Source organism: Paenibacillus sp. FSL R7-0297 (assembly GCF_038009025.1).
Taxonomy (GTDB): Bacteria; Bacillota; Bacilli; order Paenibacillales; family Paenibacillaceae; genus Paenibacillus_AQ.
Map to the genome: position 1 here is coordinate 4,242,470 of NZ_JBBPAQ010000001.1, position 19,767 is coordinate 4,262,236.

At 50.4% G+C, this 19,767-nt stretch carries 21 protein-coding genes; all 21 read left to right on the forward strand.

Going from position 1 to position 19,767, the window contains the following annotated elements:
• Positions 1-50 precede the first annotated feature (50 nt).
• The 21 genes from flhA (at position 51) to MKZ24_RS18750 (ending at position 19,746) form a co-directional block, all read left to right on the forward strand.
• Positions 51-2,033: a flagellar biosynthesis protein FlhA gene (gene flhA / locus MKZ24_RS18650; protein WP_371916295.1), complete on the forward strand. Its 1,983-nt coding sequence runs from the start codon at positions 51-53 to the stop codon at positions 2,031-2,033.
• The gene (gene flhF / locus MKZ24_RS18655; RefSeq protein ID WP_042237131.1) at positions 2,030-3,418 is read left to right on the forward strand and encodes a flagellar biosynthesis protein FlhF; all 1,389 of its coding nucleotides are present in this window, start codon (positions 2,030-2,032) and stop codon (positions 3,416-3,418) included. The genes flhA and flhF overlap by 4 nt, the downstream gene beginning before the upstream one ends.
• Entirely contained in the window at positions 3,415-4,296 is an 882-nt protein-coding gene (locus MKZ24_RS18660; RefSeq protein ID WP_042237128.1) for a MinD/ParA family protein, read from the forward strand. Before flhF ends, MKZ24_RS18660 begins: the two co-directional genes overlap by 4 nt.
• Before the next feature lie 35 nt (positions 4,297-4,331).
• Complete coding sequence (locus MKZ24_RS18665; RefSeq protein WP_340785419.1) at positions 4,332-5,747, forward strand: protein-glutamate methylesterase/protein-glutamine glutaminase; 1,416 nt, start codon at positions 4,332-4,334, stop codon at positions 5,745-5,747.
• Between the two features lie 34 nt (positions 5,748-5,781).
• Positions 5,782-7,866 carry a chemotaxis protein CheA gene (locus tag MKZ24_RS18670; RefSeq protein WP_340785421.1) on the forward strand — a complete coding sequence of 695 codons (2,085 nt, stop codon included), beginning with the start codon at positions 5,782-5,784 and terminating at the stop codon, positions 7,864-7,866.
• Positions 7,867-7,893: 27 nt separating this feature from the next.
• Positions 7,894-8,355 (forward strand): chemotaxis protein CheW, encoded by a 462-nt coding sequence (locus MKZ24_RS18675; protein WP_039295214.1) that lies wholly within the window; start codon positions 7,894-7,896, stop codon positions 8,353-8,355.
• 36 nt (positions 8,356-8,391) lie between these two features.
• The gene (locus MKZ24_RS18680) at positions 8,392-8,985 is read left to right on the forward strand and encodes a chemotaxis protein CheC (RefSeq protein ID WP_216626453.1); all 594 of its coding nucleotides are present in this window, start codon (positions 8,392-8,394) and stop codon (positions 8,983-8,985) included.
• Positions 8,978-9,475 (forward strand): chemotaxis protein CheD, encoded by a 498-nt coding sequence (locus MKZ24_RS18685; RefSeq protein ID WP_340785426.1) that lies wholly within the window; start codon positions 8,978-8,980, stop codon positions 9,473-9,475. Before MKZ24_RS18680 ends, MKZ24_RS18685 begins: the two co-directional genes overlap by 8 nt.
• 2 nt (positions 9,476-9,477) lie before the next feature.
• Positions 9,478-9,894 carry a hypothetical protein gene (locus tag MKZ24_RS18690; protein ID WP_042138137.1) on the forward strand — a complete coding sequence of 139 codons (417 nt, stop codon included), beginning with the start codon at positions 9,478-9,480 and terminating at the stop codon, positions 9,892-9,894.
• Positions 9,895-9,971: 77 nt separating this feature from the next.
• Positions 9,972-10,760 (forward strand): FliA/WhiG family RNA polymerase sigma factor, encoded by a 789-nt coding sequence (locus MKZ24_RS18695; RefSeq protein WP_042138136.1) that lies wholly within the window; start codon positions 9,972-9,974, stop codon positions 10,758-10,760.
• Positions 10,761-10,790: 30 nt separating this feature from the next.
• A complete protein-coding gene (locus MKZ24_RS18700) occupies positions 10,791-12,194 on the forward strand; it encodes a DUF342 domain-containing protein (RefSeq protein WP_042237122.1) in 1,404 nt (467 codons plus the stop codon).
• A 62-nt stretch (positions 12,195-12,256) separates the two neighbouring features.
• Positions 12,257-12,565 (forward strand): hypothetical protein, encoded by a 309-nt coding sequence (locus tag MKZ24_RS18705; protein ID WP_042237120.1) that lies wholly within the window; start codon positions 12,257-12,259, stop codon positions 12,563-12,565.
• Positions 12,566-12,627: 62 nt separating this feature from the next.
• Positions 12,628-13,206: a hypothetical protein gene (locus tag MKZ24_RS18710; RefSeq protein ID WP_042237118.1), complete on the forward strand. Its 579-nt coding sequence runs from the start codon at positions 12,628-12,630 to the stop codon at positions 13,204-13,206.
• Positions 13,203-13,838 carry a hypothetical protein gene (locus MKZ24_RS18715; RefSeq protein ID WP_042237117.1) on the forward strand — a complete coding sequence of 212 codons (636 nt, stop codon included), beginning with the start codon at positions 13,203-13,205 and terminating at the stop codon, positions 13,836-13,838. Before MKZ24_RS18710 ends, MKZ24_RS18715 begins: the two co-directional genes overlap by 4 nt.
• Before the next feature lie 196 nt (positions 13,839-14,034).
• Entirely contained in the window at positions 14,035-14,736 is a 702-nt protein-coding gene (rpsB, locus tag MKZ24_RS18720; protein ID WP_036692565.1) for a 30S ribosomal protein S2, read from the forward strand.
• A 136-nt stretch (positions 14,737-14,872) separates the two neighbouring features.
• Positions 14,873-15,523 carry a translation elongation factor Ts gene (gene tsf / locus MKZ24_RS18725; RefSeq protein WP_039295244.1) on the forward strand — a complete coding sequence of 217 codons (651 nt, stop codon included), beginning with the start codon at positions 14,873-14,875 and terminating at the stop codon, positions 15,521-15,523.
• Positions 15,524-15,630: 107 nt separating this feature from the next.
• Positions 15,631-16,359: a UMP kinase gene (pyrH, locus tag MKZ24_RS18730; protein ID WP_039295247.1), complete on the forward strand. Its 729-nt coding sequence runs from the start codon at positions 15,631-15,633 to the stop codon at positions 16,357-16,359.
• Positions 16,359-16,913: a ribosome recycling factor gene (frr, locus tag MKZ24_RS18735; protein ID WP_039295250.1), complete on the forward strand. Its 555-nt coding sequence runs from the start codon at positions 16,359-16,361 to the stop codon at positions 16,911-16,913. Before pyrH ends, frr begins: the two co-directional genes overlap by 1 nt.
• A gap of 78 nt (positions 16,914-16,991) precedes the next feature.
• A complete protein-coding gene (locus MKZ24_RS18740; RefSeq protein ID WP_039295253.1) occupies positions 16,992-17,759 on the forward strand; it encodes an isoprenyl transferase in 768 nt (255 codons plus the stop codon).
• A gap of 21 nt (positions 17,760-17,780) precedes the next feature.
• Positions 17,781-18,584 (forward strand): phosphatidate cytidylyltransferase, encoded by an 804-nt coding sequence (locus MKZ24_RS18745; protein ID WP_042237115.1) that lies wholly within the window; start codon positions 17,781-17,783, stop codon positions 18,582-18,584.
• Positions 18,585-18,606: 22 nt separating this feature from the next.
• Positions 18,607-19,746: a 1-deoxy-D-xylulose-5-phosphate reductoisomerase gene (locus tag MKZ24_RS18750; RefSeq protein ID WP_340785442.1), complete on the forward strand. Its 1,140-nt coding sequence runs from the start codon at positions 18,607-18,609 to the stop codon at positions 19,744-19,746.
• The last annotated feature ends 21 nt before the right edge of the window (positions 19,747-19,767 follow it).

Sequence of the window (19,767 nt, forward strand, 5' to 3'; positions counted from 1 at the left end):
TGAAAGCTAGAGATCTAACAGTTCTACTGGGCGTTATCGGCATTGTGCTTATGATGATTCTGCCCATCCCTGTCTGGCTTCTGGATGTACTGTTAATTGTCAATATCTCAATAGCCCTGACCATTATATTGGTCGCAATGAATACGAAAGATCCGCTGCAGTTCTCGATTTTCCCTTCATTACTCTTGATCACTACACTGTTCCGGTTAGCCTTGAATATCTCCACCACCAAACTGATTCTTGGTGATGGTCATGCCGGTGAAGTGGTAGCTACATTCGGAAGCTGGATTGCAGGTGGACAAATCGCTATAGGTTTCATCGTCTTCCTGATTCTGGTTGTTGTGCAGTTCATTGTTATCACCAAAGGCTCTGAGCGCGTTGCCGAGGTGGGGGCGCGCTTTACACTGGATGCGATGCCCGGTAAACAGATGAGTATCGATGCGGATCTGAATGCAGGGATGATCAATGAGCAGCAGGCGCGCGAACGCCGGCGTAATGTTGAGCGCGAAGCGGATTTCTTCGGAGCCATGGATGGTGCGAGTAAATTCGTTAAAGGTGACGCCATTGCAAGTATTATCATCCTGCTGATCAATCTGATCGGCGGCTTTATTATCGGGATGACAATTCACGGAATGTCCTTCCAGGATGCACTTTCGACCTACTCCATACTGACGATCGGGGATGGCTTGGTCAGCCAGATTCCGGCACTGCTTATTTCCACCGCTTCCGGACTGATCGTAACCCGGGCGGCTTCGGAAGGCAATCTGGCTGAAGATTTGACTGGACAATTGCTTTCTTATCCGAAGCTTCTCTATATTGTAGCAGTGACCATTGCTTTTCTGGGTTTCTTCACCCCGATCACGGTGATGTCTACATTGCCTCTAGCGGGTCTGATGGCTTATGCGGCCTACAGCATGGGCCAGAAGGCCAGCAGGCAGCAGATTGCCGATGAACAGCTGGTAGAGGAGAAGCAGATTGAAGAAGTGCGCAGCCCCGAAAGTGTCATTAATCTGCTGACGGTTGACCCGATCGAGTTCGAATTCGGCTATGGCCTGATCCCTTTGGCAGATACGGGACAGGGCGGCGATCTGCTCGACCGTATCATCATGATTCGACGGCAATGTGCGCTTGAGATGGGTCTAGTCGTGCCGGTTATTCGTATTCGCGACAATATTCAACTAAAACCGAATGAATATGTCATCAAAATTAAAGGAAATAACGTTGGCGGCGGTGAATTATTACTTAATCACTATCTTGCCATGAGTCCCGGTTATGATGACGAGTCGATTAGCGGGATTGAGACTATCGAACCATCGTTTGGATTACCTGCATTATGGATTGATGAATCTGTTAAAGAACGGGCGGAGTTATCCGGTTATACGGTAGTGGATCCCCCTTCGGTTGTGGCCACACATTTGACAGAGCTAATCAAACGTCACGGTCATGAGCTGCTGGGACGTCAGGAGACCAAACAGCTGGTCGATAATCTCAGGGAGAACTATCCCGTTCTGGTGGACGAACTCATTCCTTCCATACTGGCGGTTGGTGATATTCAGAAAGTCCTTGGCAAGCTGCTCCGTGAGAAGATTTCCATCCGGGATCTGGTAACGATCTTCGAGACTCTGGCGGATTATGGCACATACACCAAGGACCCTGATATTCTAACGGAATATGTCCGGCAGTCCCTGTCCAGGCAGATTACACAGCAATTCTCACAATCGGGTGAAACATTGCGTGTAATTACAGTAGGTCCCACACTTGAAAAGAAGATTACCGAAAGTGTTCAGCAGACAGAGCAAGGCAGCTATTTGGCACTTGATCCTGTTTCCACTCAAACCGTCTATCAGCGGCTTACGGAGCAGATCAACCGTCTCTTGCAATCCGGACAGCAGCCGATCGTCTTGACATCTCCTACCATTAGAATGTACCTGCGGCAGGTGATTGAACGGACGATGCAGGATATTCCGGTGTTGTCTTACAGCGAGCTCGAGCCAAATATTGAAATTCAAAGCGTTGGGGTGGTGAATTTATGAGAGTGAAGCGTTATGTGGTCGATACGATGCCTGACGCCATGCATTCCATCCGCAGCGAACTTGGAAGCGACGCCGTCATTTTAAGCACCAAAGAGGTTAAAGTCGGCGGATTTATGGGCATGTTCACCAAGAAGAAAATCGAAGTCGTGGCAGCCGTTGAGAATGCCCAGAAGCCGGCCGTGCCCGAGAAAGCACCTGCTCAACCGATGAATATACCACGAAGCGCTGTTCCGCAAGCTTACCAAAAGGCGGCTTCAGCATCTGCTCCAACATCAGCCCGCTCATTTGCCGAGATTGCCGCTGCACTTTCTGATCCTGGTGATCAGGGCGGCGGAGGCGTAGCGGTGATGGAGGCACTATCTAAGACAGAGGAGCCGGACATTACGGCGGTTGCACCCGCTAAAGAGCCGCAGCCGGTTCCAAATCCGGAGGAGGGCCGCAAATCTCTCTCGGCAATCTATGATTCCCTTGTCGCCGAAGAGCCTGCCCCTGGCGGTGTTCCTGCACAAGAGAGCGATGTCCTTCGTGAAATCAGGGATATGAAGCACTGGATGGAGCGTATAGCGCGTTATTCCTCCGGGGCAGCTGAATTGCCGGACGCACTGGAAGTGCTCAAAAGCCGTCTGATTGATCAGGAGACAGACGCAGTACTTGTGGATGAATGGATTGGAAATGTTCTGGAGCGCTACCGGGGAGAAGGCAGCGGCTGGAGGGCGGACCGCTTCGGTGAAGCATTGGAAGAGCAAATCGGTGAATTCCTGGCTGGACGCATCGGCAAAGGAATTGCTCCCGATACAAAGATCGTATACATTGCCGGACCTACAGGTGTAGGCAAGACAACGACCATTGCCAAGCTGGCGGCGGAGCAGCTCTTTAAGCAGGGCCGCAAAGTGGGCCTGATTACCTCGGACACCTACCGGATTTCAGCGGTCGAGCAGCTTAGAACATACGCATCCATTTTGAATATGCCGCTGGAGGTTGTCCAGTCGCCCGGGGATCTGCAAAGAGCCATGTTCCGCCTGGAGGGCTGTGATCTGATACTTATGGATACTGCAGGCCGGAACTACCGCAATGAAATGCTGGTGGCCGAACTGCAGAGCCTGCTTGCCAAGGAGCTCAAAAGCGAAACCTTCCTGGTGCTTAGCCTGACCTCAAAAAGCCGCGACATGAAAAAGATCGCTGAGCACTTTGGCAGATACCCGCTGGATAAGGTTATTTTCACGAAGCTGGATGAAACAGGCAGCTATGGCCCGCTCTTCAATGTTCTGAATGATTTTCCGCTAAAGCTCTCTTATATTACGAATGGCCAGAATGTTCCTGATGATCTTCTGATGGCTACCAGAGAGCAGATTACCGGAATGCTGCTGGGAACAGGGGGCGAGTGATGGATCAGGCGCAAGCTTTAAGACGGTTAGTATCCACCCAGGATTCTAGGCAGCTCACCGGCAGCGGAGTCTCTGCCCGGATCATTACCGTATGCAGCGGAAAGGGGGGAGTCGGAAAGTCGAATTTCACCCTTAACTTTGCGCTTGCACTGAAATCCCTGGGGCGGAGAGTTCTGTTGTTCGATGCCGATATCGGCATGGCTAACATAGACGTGCTTATGGGCGTGTCAGCGAAATACAATCTGTACCATCTGCTTAAGCGGGAAGCCGATATCGGACAGATCATTCAGCTGGGTCCGGAATCCTTACCTTTTATCGCTGGCGGTTCCGGAATGGATGAGCTATTCTCACTCTCAGAAGCTGATCTGGACTACTTTACCGCTCAGATTGCGCAAATTGCCGACACGATGGACTTTATACTCTTTGACACAGGGGCTGGATTGTCGAAGGAAACGATGAAGTTTATCACTTCTGCAGATGACTGTCTGGTTGTAACGACGCCTGAGCCTACCGCGATTACGGATGCATACGCGCTGATGAAAGTTGTTCATAACTCGCATCCTGAGGTTTCATTCCGGCTGATTGTCAACCAGGCGGGGGATGAACGGGAAGCAAGAGTGACCAGTGATAAAATCCGCATGGCCGCCAGCCGGTTTCTGCAGCTCGAACTCCCGTTTCTGGGCTATATAAGCAGTGATCCCCATGTAGTTCAGGCAGTGAAGAAACAAATTCCATTCTCAGTGGCTTTTCCGAACAGTATAGCAGCTAAAGATGTGCACCGGCTTGCGCTGAGCTATCTGGCTGTTGATTCAGTAGAAACCGCTAAAGTACAGGGCATCAAGGGATTTATCAGCAAGTGGTTGAAACGAAACAAATAATTGTTCTGAATTTGAGGGACAGAGGTGGAAATGCTATGAGGCCATACAAGGTTTTGGTCGTTGATGATTCTGCTTTTATGCGTAAAATCATTTCCGATTTAATTGAAAACGATCCTGACTTTCAGGTAACAGCAACGGCGTCCAACGGCCGTGAAGCTATTGAGAAGGTGAACGAGCTTCGTCCGGATCTGGTAACCATGGATGTGGAAATGCCGGAAATGAATGGTCTGGAGGCGCTGAAAATAATAATGGCCCAGCGTCCGCTGCCAGTCATTATGCTGTCGGGGATTAATGAGGAGGGGATGAAGGAAACCATTCTGGCTTTGGAATGGGGGGCTTTCGATTTCATCCGAAAGCCGTCCATTTCAAACTCCCAGGATATTATCGCAGTCGGGGAATCACTCCGCGAGCAGATGAAGGAAGCCATGCTGGCGCGCGAACAGCGTGAAGCACGCGCTTCTGCTTACAAGGCCCCTGAACTGCTGCCTCCTGATCAGCACGTTCTGCCAGCGCCGCCTGCTGCTCCGCGCACGGTCATAGAACCATTGAAACGTAAGGCAGAGCCGCTTAAGAAAGAAACGGACTCCTTGCGCAAGCCGGCTCAGAGTGCGCTGATGCCGAAGGGCAGAGCCCCTCAGGAGCTGCCGGCAGACAAGATCCCTCCAGTGAAAGGCCCGGTCAGTGAAGTTACGAAGCGGCCGGGCAAGCCGGCTCCAACAGTGCCACCACCTGCATCCGAACGCTTCAGAAGCCGGACTCAAGGGGATACGGGAGCAGCATTGCCCGATCTGCGGGCTGCTGCCGCTGAGACGGCTGCAGGAGGCTTCTTTGATCCTCCTGTTGCGCAGGCAGGCCCTGTGAACGGAAATAGGGGCCTGCGCAAGCTGGTGGCGGTAGGATGCTCTACCGGCGGTCCGCGGGCGCTCAAGGCGTTCCTGGAGAACATCCCCGGTAATTTTCCGGCACCGATTGTCATTGTTCAGCATATGCCGCCTAATTTCACCAAATCGCTGGCTCAGCGGCTGAATACCTTCAGCGCGCTGGAGGTTGCTGAAGCGGAGCATGGCATGGTTCTGAGGCAGGGGGCTGCGTATATAGCTCCTGGCGGATATCATCTGAAGGTTGCTCTGGCGGCCGGCGGCCAATATGTGATTGAGCTTACCAAGGAAGAAGCCCGCAACGGACATAGGCCTTCTGTAGATACACTGTTCGAATCGGTACTGCAGCTTACTTCGCTTGAACGTCATGCGGTCATTATGACCGGGATGGGCAGCGACGGGGCCCGAATGATGAAGGCACTCTATGACTCGGGTGTGACGTCAACCTTTGCCGAGAGTGAAGAGACCTGTGTCGTTTACGGAATGCCGCGGTCTGCAGTGGAGCTACAGTGCGTGAAACATATCCTGCCTTTGCAAGAAATTGCTCCAAGGCTGGTGCAAGCCGTTAAATAAAGGAAAAGCGAACTCGAAGGGGAGGTGCTCGTTAGTGGACATGAACCAATATTTATCCATGTTTATTGATGAGTCAAATGATCATCTGCAGTCATTGAACGAAAGCATGATGGGGCTGGAAGCAAATCCTGAAGATCTGAGTATTGTCCAGGTGATTTTCCGCTCTGCCCATACCTTGAAAGGTATGGCGGCTACAATGGGTTTTGAGGATTTGGCTTCGCTTACGCACCAAATGGAGAATGTGCTTGATCTGGTGCGTAACAATAAACTTCGGATGCAGGATTTCATTTTTGACACCCTGTTCAAGAGTATTGATGCTCTGGAATCCATGGTGGAGGACATCACAGCCGGGGGAGAGGGGAAGGCTGATGTATCGGCAATTGTATCTTCCCTCCAGGCTATTGTCCGGGGAGAGGTTCCCGCTGCTGGTGGAGCTGCTGCAGAAGTTACTGCGGCTGCTGCTGGCAATGCCACGGATGCCCAGGTGTTTCTGGATGAATTCCAGTACTCTGTGCTGGAGCAGTCGCTGCAGGAAGGCCATCAAGTGCTGTATGTTGATGTTGCTATCCGCAAGGACTGTCAGCTTAAGGCAGTGCGTGCTTATATGGTCTTCGACCTTCTGGAGCGTTCAGGAGAAGTGGTTAAGTCCTTCCCTTCGGTTCAGGACATAGAGCAGGAGAAATTCGATTACGGATTCTCCCTCTACTACATAACCCAAAAGGATGCCAGTGAAATTCAGAAGATGATTCTGAATTTGTCGGAGATCGATACGGTTACAGCCGTAGCGCTTGATCAGGAATCCCTGCGTCAGATGGGACAGGAAAGTGTTGCAGCTACCGCAGAAGCGCCTGCCCCGGGTCCTGCGGCGGAGGCTGCTCCTGCTGCCTCTAACGCTTCACCGGCTGCTTCCGCACATGGCAAGGAAGAGAATAAGGCAGCACCGGCCAGAGCTGGCGGAGCGCCTTCTCCTTCGCGTACGATCCGTGTGGACATCGAGCGTCTGGATGTACTCATGAATCTGTTCAGTGAGCTGCTTATAGACCGCGTTCGTCTGGAACAGCTGGCTTCCGAAGTGCAGAACGGGGATCTTACCGAAACGGTTGAACATATGGGCCGGGTCAGCGGGGATCTGCAGAATATAGTGATGAAGCTGCGCATGGTACCGGTGGATACCGTATTTAACCGGTTCCCGCGGATGGTGCGCGATCTCGCTAAATCGCTTGACAAGAAAGTTGATCTGATCGTTACCGGTGCTGAAACAGAGCTGGACCGTACTGTAATTGACGAGATTGGTGATCCACTTGTGCATTTGCTGCGTAATGCAGTAGACCACGGTATTGAGTCCATAGCGGACCGTGTCGCTGCCGGCAAGCCGGAGACAGGGACCGTCCACCTCCGGGCTTTCCATAGCGGCAACCATGTCTTTATTGAGATTGAAGAGGATGGCAGAGGCATCTATCCGAAGAAGATTCTGGGGTCTGCTGTTAAGAAGGGCGCCATTACCCAGGAGCAGGCCAATGCAATGTCTGATGATGAAGCGTATCAGCTTCTGTTTGCTCCGGGCTTCAGTACAGCAGAGGTAATCTCTGATGTATCGGGCCGCGGGGTCGGTCTGGATGTAGTCAAAGCAAAGATCTCCTCACTGGGCGGCAACGTCACCATCTACTCTACACCGGGTAAAGGAACGAACTTCTCCGTTCAGCTTCCGCTGACACTGTCGATCATCGCAGCCATGCTGATTCGTCTGGGTTCAGAGAAATATGCAATTCCGCTCTCATCTATAGTAGAGACAGGTATTGTGAAACAGTCCCAGATCCGTACCATTCACGGCAACAAAATGCTGGAATTCCGGGGCAGCCACATTCCGCTCGTTTCACTGAGCAAGATCTTCTCTATTCCGGACTATGATGAAAGCACCGAAGAGGAAACAGAGATTGTGGTTGTACGTAAGGGAGAACGTCTGGTTGCCTTGGCGGTTCAAGACTTTATCGGGCAGAATGAGATTGTCATCAAGAATCTCGGCAAGTATCTGCCTGATGTTCAAGGGATTTCCGGAGCCACTATTCTTGGTGATGGACAAGTTGCACTTATTATTGATCCGAATGCTTTTATTAAATAATCAGGATAGAACAGGGAGGTTCATTCCATGGCTGAAGATATCAAAGTCATAGTTTTTAAGCTTGGCACTGAAGAATACGGCATTGAAGTGGAGAAAGTCCAGACTATCGAGCGTATGATGCCCATTACCCGCGTCCCCAAGACCTACTCGTTTATCAAAGGTGTAATCAATCTGCGCGGTGTAGTTATACCTGTAATTGATCTGCGCGGTCGTTTCAGTATTGAGGAAGCAGAGCATACGGACCAGACCCGGATCATTATTGTGAATGTGAATGAGATGGAAGTAGGCTTCATCGTCGATTCTGCGAATGATGTTATTGATCTCAACCGTGACATTATTGATACACCACCGGATGTTGTAGGTGGGATCAAAGCGAAGTATCTGGACGGGGTGGCCAAAATTGGAGAAGACCGTCTGCTGATTATGCTTAACTTGTCCGAAGTTCTGAACAAGGGCGAAATCGTGCAACTGGAAAGCCTGGAGGGCTAGCCAGTGGAGCTATTCAAAAACTTCAAGGACTTCAAAATGGATGTGCTGAAAGAAGTCGGGAATATTGGAGCCGGCAACGCCGCCACCGCGTTGTCACAGCTGCTTAATAAGCCGATTGATATGGCTGTACCTAAGGTACAGCTTCTCAGTTTTGAGGAGATTACCGATAAGGTCGGCGGAGCTGAAGAATTGGTGTATGCTGTTTTCCTCCGTGTAGAAGGTGAAGCTCCTGGCAATCTGTTCTTCATTCTCTCTCCGGAAGCAGCGACCAATCTGCTAAGCCGGATTGCCGGAATTGAGATCTCAGGCGGTGAAGAGCTCAGTGAAATGGAGTTATCCGCACTGAGCGAAATCGGCAATATCCTTGCCGGTTCCTACCTTTCATCATTGGCTGACTTCACCTCACTCTCCATGTATCCGACAGTACCAGCGCTTGCTATGGATATGGCCGGTGCGATTCTTGGATACGGGCTGCTGCAGTTCGGTCAGATGGGTGATGATGCGCTACTGATCGATACGACGTTCCTGGAAGGCCAAAATGAGATTGAAGGGCAATTTTTCCTTATTCCCGATCCCGAATCATTCCCCAAAATATTTAAGGCATTAGGAGTACCGTTTGATAATGATTGAAGAACAGAGCATTATTAAAGTAGGCATGGCGGATCTTAACATTGGCAGCCAGGACAGTCTTATCCGTACGACCGGTCTTGGTTCCTGTGTTGGCCTGACACTGTTTGATCCCGGCAAAAGACTTGCAGGTATGGCACATGTCATGCTGCCCTCGTCAGATATTGCCCGGGAAGGACAGATGAATATTGCCAAGTTTGCCGATACCGCTGTTCCTGAGCTTTTATCCCGCCTGCTGGCGCTAGGGGCGGTCCGGAGCCGGATTGTGGCCAAGATGGCCGGAGGCTCGCAGATGTTCGCATTTTCCGGGGGGAGTGACACCATGAGGATCGGGCCTCGTAATGTGGAATCCTGCAAACTAGCATTGGACGCATTGAACATTCCGCTGATCGCGGAGGACACGGGTGGCAATTATGGACGTACGATAGAGATCGCCTGCAATACCGGGGTGCTCTTTATCCGCAGCGTTCAAAAAGGCCCGAAGGAAATATAGCCATGAGCAAGAAAATATTATTAAGCACAGGCCTCGGGTTGATTGGATTTCTATTTACGTTTCTTACAAACTACGGACATAATTTAGTTGGAACCAGCCTGATCCGGGGAATATATGGATTTATTATCTGGTTTGTGCTTGCTTTCCTTCTAAGATGGGTATTGGGTGTTATTATTGGGAAATCCTCTGAATCTTCAGACCTTGAAGCCGGATTTGAAGATAACGGTGAGGCACTTGGTGCCAAGCTTGATATTCAGACGCCGGAAGAGGATCAGGAATTGAAGGACCTGCTGACACCGAAACCGGAAGCGGGAAGTGTGGACTTGAGTGGTTTCACACCTCTGCAGCCGCCAAAACTGGTCTCTATGAAAGATCCTGAAGAATTGGCCAAGGCCGTTCGTCACCTGAAAGAAGAATAAGCGAGTGCTGCGGCGAAAGTCCGTAATCTTGCGCCGCATGGTACCCGCTGACTAAACTTTGGGAAGGGTGAAAGCCGTTGAACGAGCATAAAGCTGCTCAGTCAGAAACAGATGGACTATGGGAACAATGGAAAGAGCAAGGTGATCCTGAGGCCAAAAAAAAGCTGATTGAGAGTTATCTCCATATTGTAGATTACGTATCAAGCCGTCTGGCAGTGGGATTACCCAAAAATGTATCCAAAGATGACTTGGCCAGCAATGGTGTGATGGGACTGATTGATGCCATCGAGAAATTCGACTACAAGCGGGGACTGCAATTTCAGACCTATGCTTCCTGGCGGGTGAGAGGAGCGATCCTTGACTCTCTGCGGCAAAGTGACTGGGTTCCCAGATCCGTGCGCGAAAAAGCGAAAAAAATCGAGGATGCCTACCAGCAGCTGGAACAGAAGTATTTGAGATCCGTTAGTGACGATGAAATGAGCCAGTATCTGAACATTACAGAAACGGAGTTTCAGACTATGCTGCAGGATGTTGCAGTCATGTCGCTCTGCTCATTAGAAGATCCTATTCGTGAAGAAGAATCAGAGACACGGATGTCTATTCTGGTGGATGATAAGGCTAAGAATCCGGACCGGAAAGTGAATGAGTTCTATCTACGTGATACGCTGACTAAAGGCATCGAGAAATTAACAGTGAAAGAACGGACCGTCGTGTCCCTTTTATATTATGAGGATTTATCTTTGAGCGAGATCGCTGAAGTGATGTCACTCTCTCCTTCACGGATCTCACAGCTTCATTCGAAGGCTATTTTGCGGCTAAGAGGAACACTTGAGAAGAACCGTGATCTTCTTATGCAAAATGATTAACCGGGCGCCGGTGATAAGGGGGAGCAGAATTTGATCGGTCAATATGTTTTGGGCCAATACCTAAGTATTACGTTTTCGGATGATAAAGGGATTGCTTACCTCCAGTTCATCAAGAAGGATGAGAATTTCTCCTGTACAATTGAGGATCTTGAAAGCTTCCTGGTCAGTCACAACATTCGATTTGGTATCCAGCGGGATATTGTTCAGCGGATCTGCAGCAACCCGGAAGAATATTTCTGGAACAGGGTGCCAATCGCAATCGGCCAGCCTGCTGTCAATGGCAAGGATGGACGGATGGTCCTGACCGTGGATCTGGAGGAAGACCGTAAGCCGTTGGAGAAAGAAGATGGCAAGGTTGACTACAAGGATCTGGTCCGGCTTCACAATGTGAGGAAGGGCCAGCTTATAGCCAGAATCGTTCCGGCAGAGAATGGTGTAAGCGGAAAGACAGTGACTGGGGAGGAGCTTCCGTATCGAGCAGGGAAGCAAGCCCATTTCAAGGTTGGCAAGAATGTACTGGTGGATCAGGAAGAGACCTCCATGTATTCGGCGATAGATGGATTGGTTACGCTGACAGACAAGGGCAAGATCAATGTATTCCCTGTATATGAGGTCAATGGTGATGTGGATTACAGTACAGGCAATATTGATTTTGTCGGCACGGTTGTCATACGCGGCAACGTACTTACCGGCTTTACTGTCAAATCAGCTGGAGATATCCGAGTGGTTGGGGGGGTGGAAGGTGCCGAGCTGATATCTGGCGGTTCCATCGAAATTACCGGCGGAATTATCGGCTATAATAAAGGTCTCGTAAACGCCGGGAAAAATGTCAAAGTCTCATTTATCCAGGATGGCAATGTGGTGGCCGGAGAAGACGTGATTGTCTCGCAAAGCATTATGCATTCCAACATCCGAGCAGGACGTGATGTGCTCTGCAACGGTGCCAAAGGTTTGATTGTAGGCGGGATAGTACAGGCAGGCGATAAAGTTGTTGCACGGACTATCGGAAATACGATGTCGACGGCTACAGCGGTTGAGGTGGGCGTTGTTCCCGAGCTGAGAAATGAGATTAATGAGCTGCGCCAGGAATTGCGTCAACTTCTTGAGAATGAAGACAAGACCAATAAGGCACTATACCTTCTCAATCAGTTGGCGAACAACGGTCAGCTTTCCCCAGATAAGGTGGCGCTCCGCGTGAAGCTCAATGCGACCAAGCAATCCCATATGCGTGATGAAAAGAGAATCAAAGAACGCGTACTCGAGATCGAGCGGATGCTTGAGGATACAGGCAGAGCACGGGTGGATGTTATCAAAACAATCTATGGTGGTTCAAAGATTGTTATTGGCAGGTATACCAGATTCGTTAAAGATCCTACAGAACGGGTATCCTTTGTTTACAGTGAAGGGGACATAACGATAACACCGTACATTTAAGCAGGCAGCGGGGGCGGCCTGCTATTCCTTGATTCTAAATGGACTATGGGAGATGAGATCGTATGAGTCTGAAACCGGTGGAACTGCAAATCGCCCTGCCTCGGACACATGATGCCGCTAAAGTTCAGAACAGCCAGCAGCAACGTCCGGCGCTTGACCAGCAGCAATTGGCAGGCCAGAACGTCAAGCATAGCCAGGAAATCGCCATGCGCTCCAGTGAGGTAGACGAATCTTCCGAATCAGCCCTCCGGGACGGGGGCAAGGAGAATCAGCCGGACAGCCACGCTAATCCGCGTCAGCCACGGAAGCCGGAGACTGTCCACGATGCCGAGCATCCCTATAAAGGACACCGGATAGATCTCAGTCTTTGAGTCCAGTTAAGCTATTGAAAGAGTAAGCTTCAATGAATTGAATGTAAAAGGAGATTAGACACTTGGACCCATGGGTATATATCGTGCTGGTAGGCGCTGTAGCTATCGTTTATGCCCTGAAATTGCCGGCAAAGGCCAGCAAGGAAGACTCGGATGAGAAGAAGAGCCTTAAGGAGACGGAGGCCGCTCTGGAGTTATATATGGCAGATATCGAACATGAGAATACAGAACTGCTTCAACTGGTCGGCAGCATCAAAGCGCAGTCGCAGAGTAACAAAACAGCCCTGCAGGAAGAGATTGGCGCACTGCGTGAGCAGGTGACTGGGCTTAGTAAGAGCTTGTTGCTTCTGGATGCCCGGCTGACGGCTGAAGAAAAAGGTCTGCTTCAGCTGGCGACAACCTTCTCAAGGGAGCCTTCGGCTGCTCAGTCTGCGGAGAATGCTTTTGCAGCACCCGCTGCTGAAGCTGAAGCCCAGCCTGCTAGGCAAAAGCCGGTCAGCTCTATTAAGCTGAGGTATCCGCGATTGTTCGAACTGCATGAACAAGGCAAATCGATAGATTCTATCGCCAAGACTGCAGGTCTCCAGCGGGGCGAGGTCCAGCTGATTCTGCAGTTGGCCCATCAGGAGGAATCGGTATGATCAAGAACCGGTTCTTCATGCTCGGGTTAGGAGTCGGGCTGATTGCTGGCGCACTGCTGTTGCAGCTGATGATTGCTGGAAAGGCTGCTCCGCTCTCCAAAGAACAGCTGATCAAGGAAGCGGAGCGGCTGAATTTGACCGTGGTGGATCATGTGCAGTCCGCAGATGAAGGGGCGGTCAGCGGGGAAGAGGAAACACAGCAAGGCACTCCTCCGGGAAAGCCTGAGTCTTCCGAGGTACCCGCCGAGCAGGCGGCAACTGTTTCTCCGGCTCCTGCAGCCACACCTAAGGCCGCAGTGGAGCCGAGTGCAGCTGTGACTCCCGGCAAGCCGTCAGCGCCTGTACAGCCGGAGAGCAGCGCTGCAGACACGGGGATTGTAGCTCCAGCCAGTCCGGAAGCGCCTGCGGTTGCAGTGAACGGCGATATTTCTGTGCGGATTCCTACAGGAATTACACTCGCCCAAACTGCTGATGTGCTGGCCAATGCCGGAGTTATTCAAGATAAAGCGGAGTTTCTTAAGACGGCGAACAGCCGTAAAGTGAACAAGATTATCCAATACGGAAGCTACAGTTTTGCCAAGGGCGAGAGCATGGACTCTATTATTGATAAGCTGATTACTGTGGAGAAATAAGTGTTCTGGATAAGAAATTTATAAATTCACAGTAATCGTTGCATAGAATGTTTTAATATGGTATAGTAATTGACGGTGTTAAAACACACGCCGGTTGATTTCGACAAGAGGTGCTTTCTTCTGAAGAAAGTCTTGTAGAAAGATGACACGCGGCGGAGGAGACACACAATAAACCAAAATTAGGAGGTGTGTGAAGATGGCAGTAATTTCCATGAAGCAGCTTCTCGAAGCTGGGGTACACTTCGGTCATCAGACTCGTCGTTGGAATCCAAAGATGGATCGTTATATCTTCACTGAAAGAAACGGAATTTACATTATTGACTTGCAGAAAACAGTCAAAAAGGTAGAGGAAGCTTACAACTTTGTAAAGAGCGTCGCTGGCGACAACGGCACAATCCTATTCGTAGGAACAAAGAAACAAGCACAGGATTCCGTAAAAGAAGAAGCTGAACGTTCGGGTATGTTCTTCATTAACCAACGTTGGCTGGGTGGTACCCTGACTAACTTCCAGACTATTCAGAAGCGTATTGACCGTCTGAAGAAATTGGAAGCTTGGGAAGAAGACGGTACCTTCGCAGTATTGCCTAAGAAAGAAGTTATCCTTCTCCGCAAAGAGAAAGATCGTCTTGAGAAATTCCTGGGCGGTATCAAGAACATGAAAGGTCTTCCAAGCGCGCTGTTCATCATTGACCCGCGTAAAGAGCGTATTGCTGTAGCAGAAGCTCGCAAATTGGGTATTCCTATCGTAGCTATCGTTGATACTAACTGCGATCCGGACGAAATCGACTACGTAATTCCAGGCAATGACGACGCTATCCGCGCCGTGAAGCTCTTGACTGGTAAAATGGCTGACGCTGTTGTTGAAGCTCATCAGGGCGAAGACACAACTACTGCTTAAGTAGTATCCGGGACATAAAACAAGAACTTAAATGAAAAGGGTGGTTGGCAGGTGGATAACCTCTCACTGCCCTTTTTTTAGGATAATGGGCCTTGAGCCCGCGTATGACAACGACAATTATCTGGAGGGAATAACAATGGCAGTAGATGCAAAGGCAGTAAAGGAACTTCGTGAAAGAACAGGAGCAGGAATGCTCGATTGTAAAAAGGCACTTGAAGAAGCAAACAATGATATCACTAAAGCAGCTGAATTGCTTCGTGAAAAAGGTTTGTCCGCAGCAGCTAACAAAGCTGGACGTATCGCTACTGAAGGTACAGTAGAATCTTACATCCACGCTGGCGGCCGTATCGGCGTTCTGGTAGAAATCAACTGCGAAACTGACTTCGTAGGTAAAACAGATTCCTTCAAAGATTTCGCGCGTGATATCGCAATGCAAATCGCAGCAGCGAACCCGCTGTATGTTCGCCGTGAAGAAGTACCGGCTGCAGATGTTGAGAAAGAAAAAGAAATTCTTAAGAACCAGGCGCTGAACGAAGGCAAGCCTGAAAAAATCGTTGAAAAAATGGTTGAGGGCCGCATCAGCAAGTTCTATGAAGAATATTGCCTGCTTGAACAGCCATTCGTTAAAGACCCAGACAAGACTATTTCCCAATTGCTGAACGAAAAAATCAGCACTATTGGCGAAAACATCTCCATCCGCCGTTTCGTTCGTTACGAGCTGGGTGAAGGTCTTGAGAAGAAAGTCGATAACTTTGTTGAAGAAGTAATGGCACAAGTGAACCAATAATAGCTGAGAAGCATTTTGTATTAAGAACTGAATAAAGGCAAGCATCAAAAGAGCGGAACACATATCACGTAGTGTTCCGTCTTTTGTAAGAAAGTGAGGGTATACAATTGGAACAGCCGGTATTTAAGAGAGTAGTCCTTAAGGTTAGCGGTGAATCACTTGCCGGACAGAATGGCTATGGCATCGATGCCGAAACGATCATCTCCATCGCGGAGCAGGTCAAGGAAGTCGTTGAGCTTGGAGTTCAGGTTGCCATTGTGTGCGGCGGAGGTAACATCTGGCGCGGAATCGCGGGAAGTGCAAGCGGCATTGACCGGGCGACAGCGGATTATATGGGGATGCTGGCAACAGTCATGAACTCGCTGGCACTTCAGGATGCCCTGGAGCAGATCGATGTCCCTACACGGGTTCAGACCTCTATTGCCATGCAGCAAATTGCTGAGCCTTATATCCGCCGCCGGGCAATCCGGCATCTGGAAAAGGGCCGTGTAGTTATTTTTGCCGCAGGAACGGGGAATCCGTTCTTCTCGACGGATACAACGGCAGCGCTCAGAGCGGCCGAAATTGAAGCCGAAGTGATTCTGATGGCGAAGAACAAAGTAGATGGTGTCTATTCCGCGGATCCGTTCAAGGACAGCACTGCCGTGAAATACGAGCAACTTACTTACATGGATATTCTGAACAAGAACCTTGGTGTTATGGATTCCACCGCTTCCTCTCTCTGCATGGATAATAATATACCGCTCATTGTGTTTGCTATTACAGAGCAAGGCAATATTAAACGTGTCGTTCTCGGCGAAAAGATCGGGACGATTGTTAAAGGGAGTGTAAATTAATGCCACAATCGGTGAAGAAAAATGCCGAAGAGCGTATGGAAAAAGCGATTTTGTCGCTAAAACGCGATTTGGCTACGCTGCGGGCAGGACGTGCTTCGACGTCACTGCTGGATCGCATTCAAGTGGAGTACTACGGTGCTCCGACTCCTCTTAATCAGCTGGCTAACATCAGCACACCGGATTCCCGGACACTGCTGATCCAGCCGTGGGACAAAACATCGATGTCTGACATCGAGCGGGCGATTATGAAGTCAGATATCGGGATTACGCCTGCCAATGACGGTACAATCATCCGTTTGTCCATTCCACCGCTTACTGAAGAACGCCGCGGCGAGCTTGTAAAGTTCACCAAGAAGTTCGGAGAAGAAGCAAAGGTAGCCATCCGTAACATCCGCCGCGATGCGAACGATGACATCAAGAAGATGGAGAAGAACGGCATTTCGGAAGACGAATCACATGGACATCAGGAAGATATCCAGAAATCAACGGATAAGTTCATAGCTGAAGTCGACAAAGTGCTCTTGTCCAAAGAAAAAGAGATTATGGAAGTATAATGAAATTCAAGAGACTTCAGGCCCCTCCGTCTATGGTGGGGTTTGTCTCTTTCTGATAAGAGCTTGGAGGAAACGGAAATGATCAAACGGATTCAAGAATGGCTGAGCCGTAAAGACAGGCAGGAGCCAGTCGAGATTTCACCGGATAATATTCCCCGGCATGTAGCTGTAATTATGGATGGCAACGGACGCTGGGCGAAACGGCGCGGCTTGCCCCGTATTGTGGGCCATCAGAACGGGATGAAGGCGGTCAAACGTGCGACAATCGCGGCGAATGACCTGGGAGTAGAGTTCTTGACCATGTACGCTTTCTCCACGGAGAACTGGAAGCGGCCGAAGGATGAGGTTGATTTCCTGATGCGCTTGCCTGTGGAATTTCTGGCCATTGAACTGGATGAACTGATTGAGAAGAATGTACAGGTACGTGTAATGGGGGATACCGAGGCTTTGCCTTCCCATACCCGCAGGGCTATGGAAGAAGCGGTTGCCCGGACCGAAGGGAATACCGGACTTATACTTAATTTTGCGCTGAACTACGGTGGCCGTAAAGAGATTGAAGACTGTATGCGCGGCTTGGGCAAGGATATCCAGGCAGGTATTCTGACACCTGATGAGATTACTTCAGCACTGATTGACAGCAGGCTCTTATCCGGCGGACTGCCTGACCCTGATCTGCTGATCCGTACGAGCGGAGAAATGCGCCTCAGTAACTTTATGCTCTGGCAGATTGCCTACAGTGAATTATGGTTTACAGATGTGTACTGGCCGGAGTTTGACAAGACGCATCTGATGCAGGCTGTGGCGGAATATCAGCGCCGCACACGCCGTTATGGTGGATTGAAGTAGCCTGATGGGAGATGGGAATCTTTGAAGCAGCGAGTGATTACCGGAATTGTTGCCGGAGCCTTGTTTTTGGGCTTGTGCTTTTTGGGAGGCTGGCCGTATCAGCTGTTGCTGACTGCCATGGCCCTCATCGGCTATTATGAATTTGTAAAAATGACAGGTACAGCAACCTTCGGAGGGACTGCTGTACTTGGTTATGCGTCCGTAGTATGCTTCATGATCCCCTGGAATCTGCTGGGGACTTCCGAGTTATTATCGTGGGAGCAGGGAATCTGGCTGCTCATGCTGTTATTCCTGCTGGTTACGGTCTTCAGCAAGAACAAGCTGGATATTAAGATCACCGCTTTGATGTTCACCGGCATTGTATACATAGGGATGGGCTTCTCTTATATGGCTATCGCCCGCGGTGCGGGAGATGGACATGGGCTCCTCTGGACATTTCTGCTGCTGTGCTGCATCTGGGGAAGTGATGCCGGAGCGTATTTTGTCGGCCGAAGCTTCGGACGCAATAAGCTCTGGCCGGCGATCAGTCCTAACAAAACTATCGAAGGTGCCCTTGGCGGAGTATTAATCTCTGCCGTGATATCTATTGTTTTTGCCCTATTGGTTCCTGATCTGCTGACCATCGGACGCGCACTGCTTATCGGGGTTTCCTGCGCCGTTCTGGGTCAGCTCGGAGATCTTGTACAGTCTGCTTATAAACGGGTGTACGGTATTAAGGATTCAGGCTCGTTGCTGCCTGGTCATGGAGGCATCCTGGACCGCTGTGACAGCTGGATTATCGTATTTCCTTTCGTACATATCGTAATGCTGATGCCTTACTATTAACGACAGGAAGAAGGTTTCAACTGTGAAAAGAATCAGTATTCTCGGCTCTACGGGTTCAATCGGCACCCAGACACTCGATGTCGTAGCCATGCATCCGGAAGCCTTTGTGGTGGACGGGCTGGCAGCGGGATCGAATACCCGGCTGCTGCTGGAGCAGGTGGGCCGCTTCCATCCGCGCCGCGTTTCTGTGTCTACACCGGAGCTTGCTGCAGAGATCAGATCCAGTCTGCCTGCCGGCGTAGAGCTCTACAGCGGACATGAAGGTCTGGTGGAGATTGCCGCTGGCGGTGACGCAGAGACTGTTGTGACTGCCCTTGTGGGCAGCGTGGGTCTGCAGTCTACAATGGCGGCGATTGAAGCCGGCAGACATATAGGACTGGCCAACAAGGAAACGCTGGTTACCGCCGGACACCTGGTTACAGAGCTGGCGGGCCGCAAAGGTGTTAAGCTCCTGCCGATTGACAGCGAGCATTCGGCTATTTTTCAATGCTTAAATGGCGAGAACCGCGAAGATGTTGCTTCGATTACCATCACAGCATCCGGAGGATCTTTCCGTGATTATACGCGATCACAGCTTAAGAATGTTACTGTTGAGGATGCACTGCGCCACCCGAATTGGAGCATGGGGGCCAAGATTACAATTGATTCGGCAACTATGGTTAACAAAGGGCTGGAAGTAATCGAAGCGCATCATCTGTTTGCCCTCCCGTATGGACAGATTAATGTGCTGCTGCATCCGGAGAGCATTATTCACTCCTATGTGGAATTCCGTGACAGCAGTATCATTGCGCAGCTGGGAACGCCCGATATGCGGGTTCCAATTCAATATGCGCTCACCTATCCGGACCGCTGGCAGTCGCCTGCTGAGCGGCTGTCGCTGGCCAAAGTAGCCAGTCTCACTTTCCGTGAGATGGACTATGAGCGCTTCCCGGCCCTGAAGCTGGCTATCGACTGCGGCACCATGGGGGGGACGGCTACAACCGCCTTCAATGCAGCGAATGAGATTGCCGTTGCCCGTTTCCTGCGCGGCGAGATTCCGTTCCTGCGGATTGACGAGATTATTGATGAAGTCCTTCAGCGCCATGAGAATGCGGCTCATCCGAATCTGGAGCAGATTAAGCACTGTGATACGGTGACCCGGGAACTTGCGGCTGTGCTGTAAGCGGACAGTGCGCATTTTGTT

Excerpts from the sequence above, each read along its gene's own strand:
- flhA (WP_371916295.1), top strand. The coding sequence starts at position 51 with ATGATGATTCTGCCCATCCCTGTCTGGCTTCTGGATGTACTGTTAATT.
- flhF (WP_042237131.1), top strand. The coding sequence starts at position 2,030 with ATGAGAGTGAAGCGTTATGTGGTCGATACGATGCCTGACGCCATGCAT.
- MKZ24_RS18665 (WP_340785419.1), top strand. The coding sequence starts at position 4,332 with ATGAGGCCATACAAGGTTTTGGTCGTTGATGATTCTGCTTTTATGCGT.
- MKZ24_RS18675 (WP_039295214.1), top strand. The coding sequence starts at position 7,894 with ATGGCTGAAGATATCAAAGTCATAGTTTTTAAGCTTGGCACTGAAGAA.
- MKZ24_RS18680 (WP_216626453.1), top strand. The coding sequence starts at position 8,392 with ATGGATGTGCTGAAAGAAGTCGGGAATATTGGAGCCGGCAACGCCGCC.
- MKZ24_RS18685 (WP_340785426.1), top strand. The coding sequence starts at position 8,978 with ATGATTGAAGAACAGAGCATTATTAAAGTAGGCATGGCGGATCTTAAC.
- MKZ24_RS18690 (WP_042138137.1), top strand. The coding sequence starts at position 9,478 with ATGAGCAAGAAAATATTATTAAGCACAGGCCTCGGGTTGATTGGATTT.
- MKZ24_RS18705 (WP_042237120.1), top strand. The coding sequence starts at position 12,257 with ATGAGTCTGAAACCGGTGGAACTGCAAATCGCCCTGCCTCGGACACAT.
- MKZ24_RS18715 (WP_042237117.1), top strand. The coding sequence starts at position 13,203 with ATGATCAAGAACCGGTTCTTCATGCTCGGGTTAGGAGTCGGGCTGATT.
- rpsB (WP_036692565.1), top strand. The coding sequence starts at position 14,035 with ATGGCAGTAATTTCCATGAAGCAGCTTCTCGAAGCTGGGGTACACTTC.
- tsf (WP_039295244.1), top strand. The coding sequence starts at position 14,873 with ATGGCAGTAGATGCAAAGGCAGTAAAGGAACTTCGTGAAAGAACAGGA.
- frr (WP_039295250.1), top strand. The coding sequence starts at position 16,359 with ATGCCACAATCGGTGAAGAAAAATGCCGAAGAGCGTATGGAAAAAGCG.
- MKZ24_RS18740 (WP_039295253.1), top strand. The coding sequence starts at position 16,992 with ATGATCAAACGGATTCAAGAATGGCTGAGCCGTAAAGACAGGCAGGAG.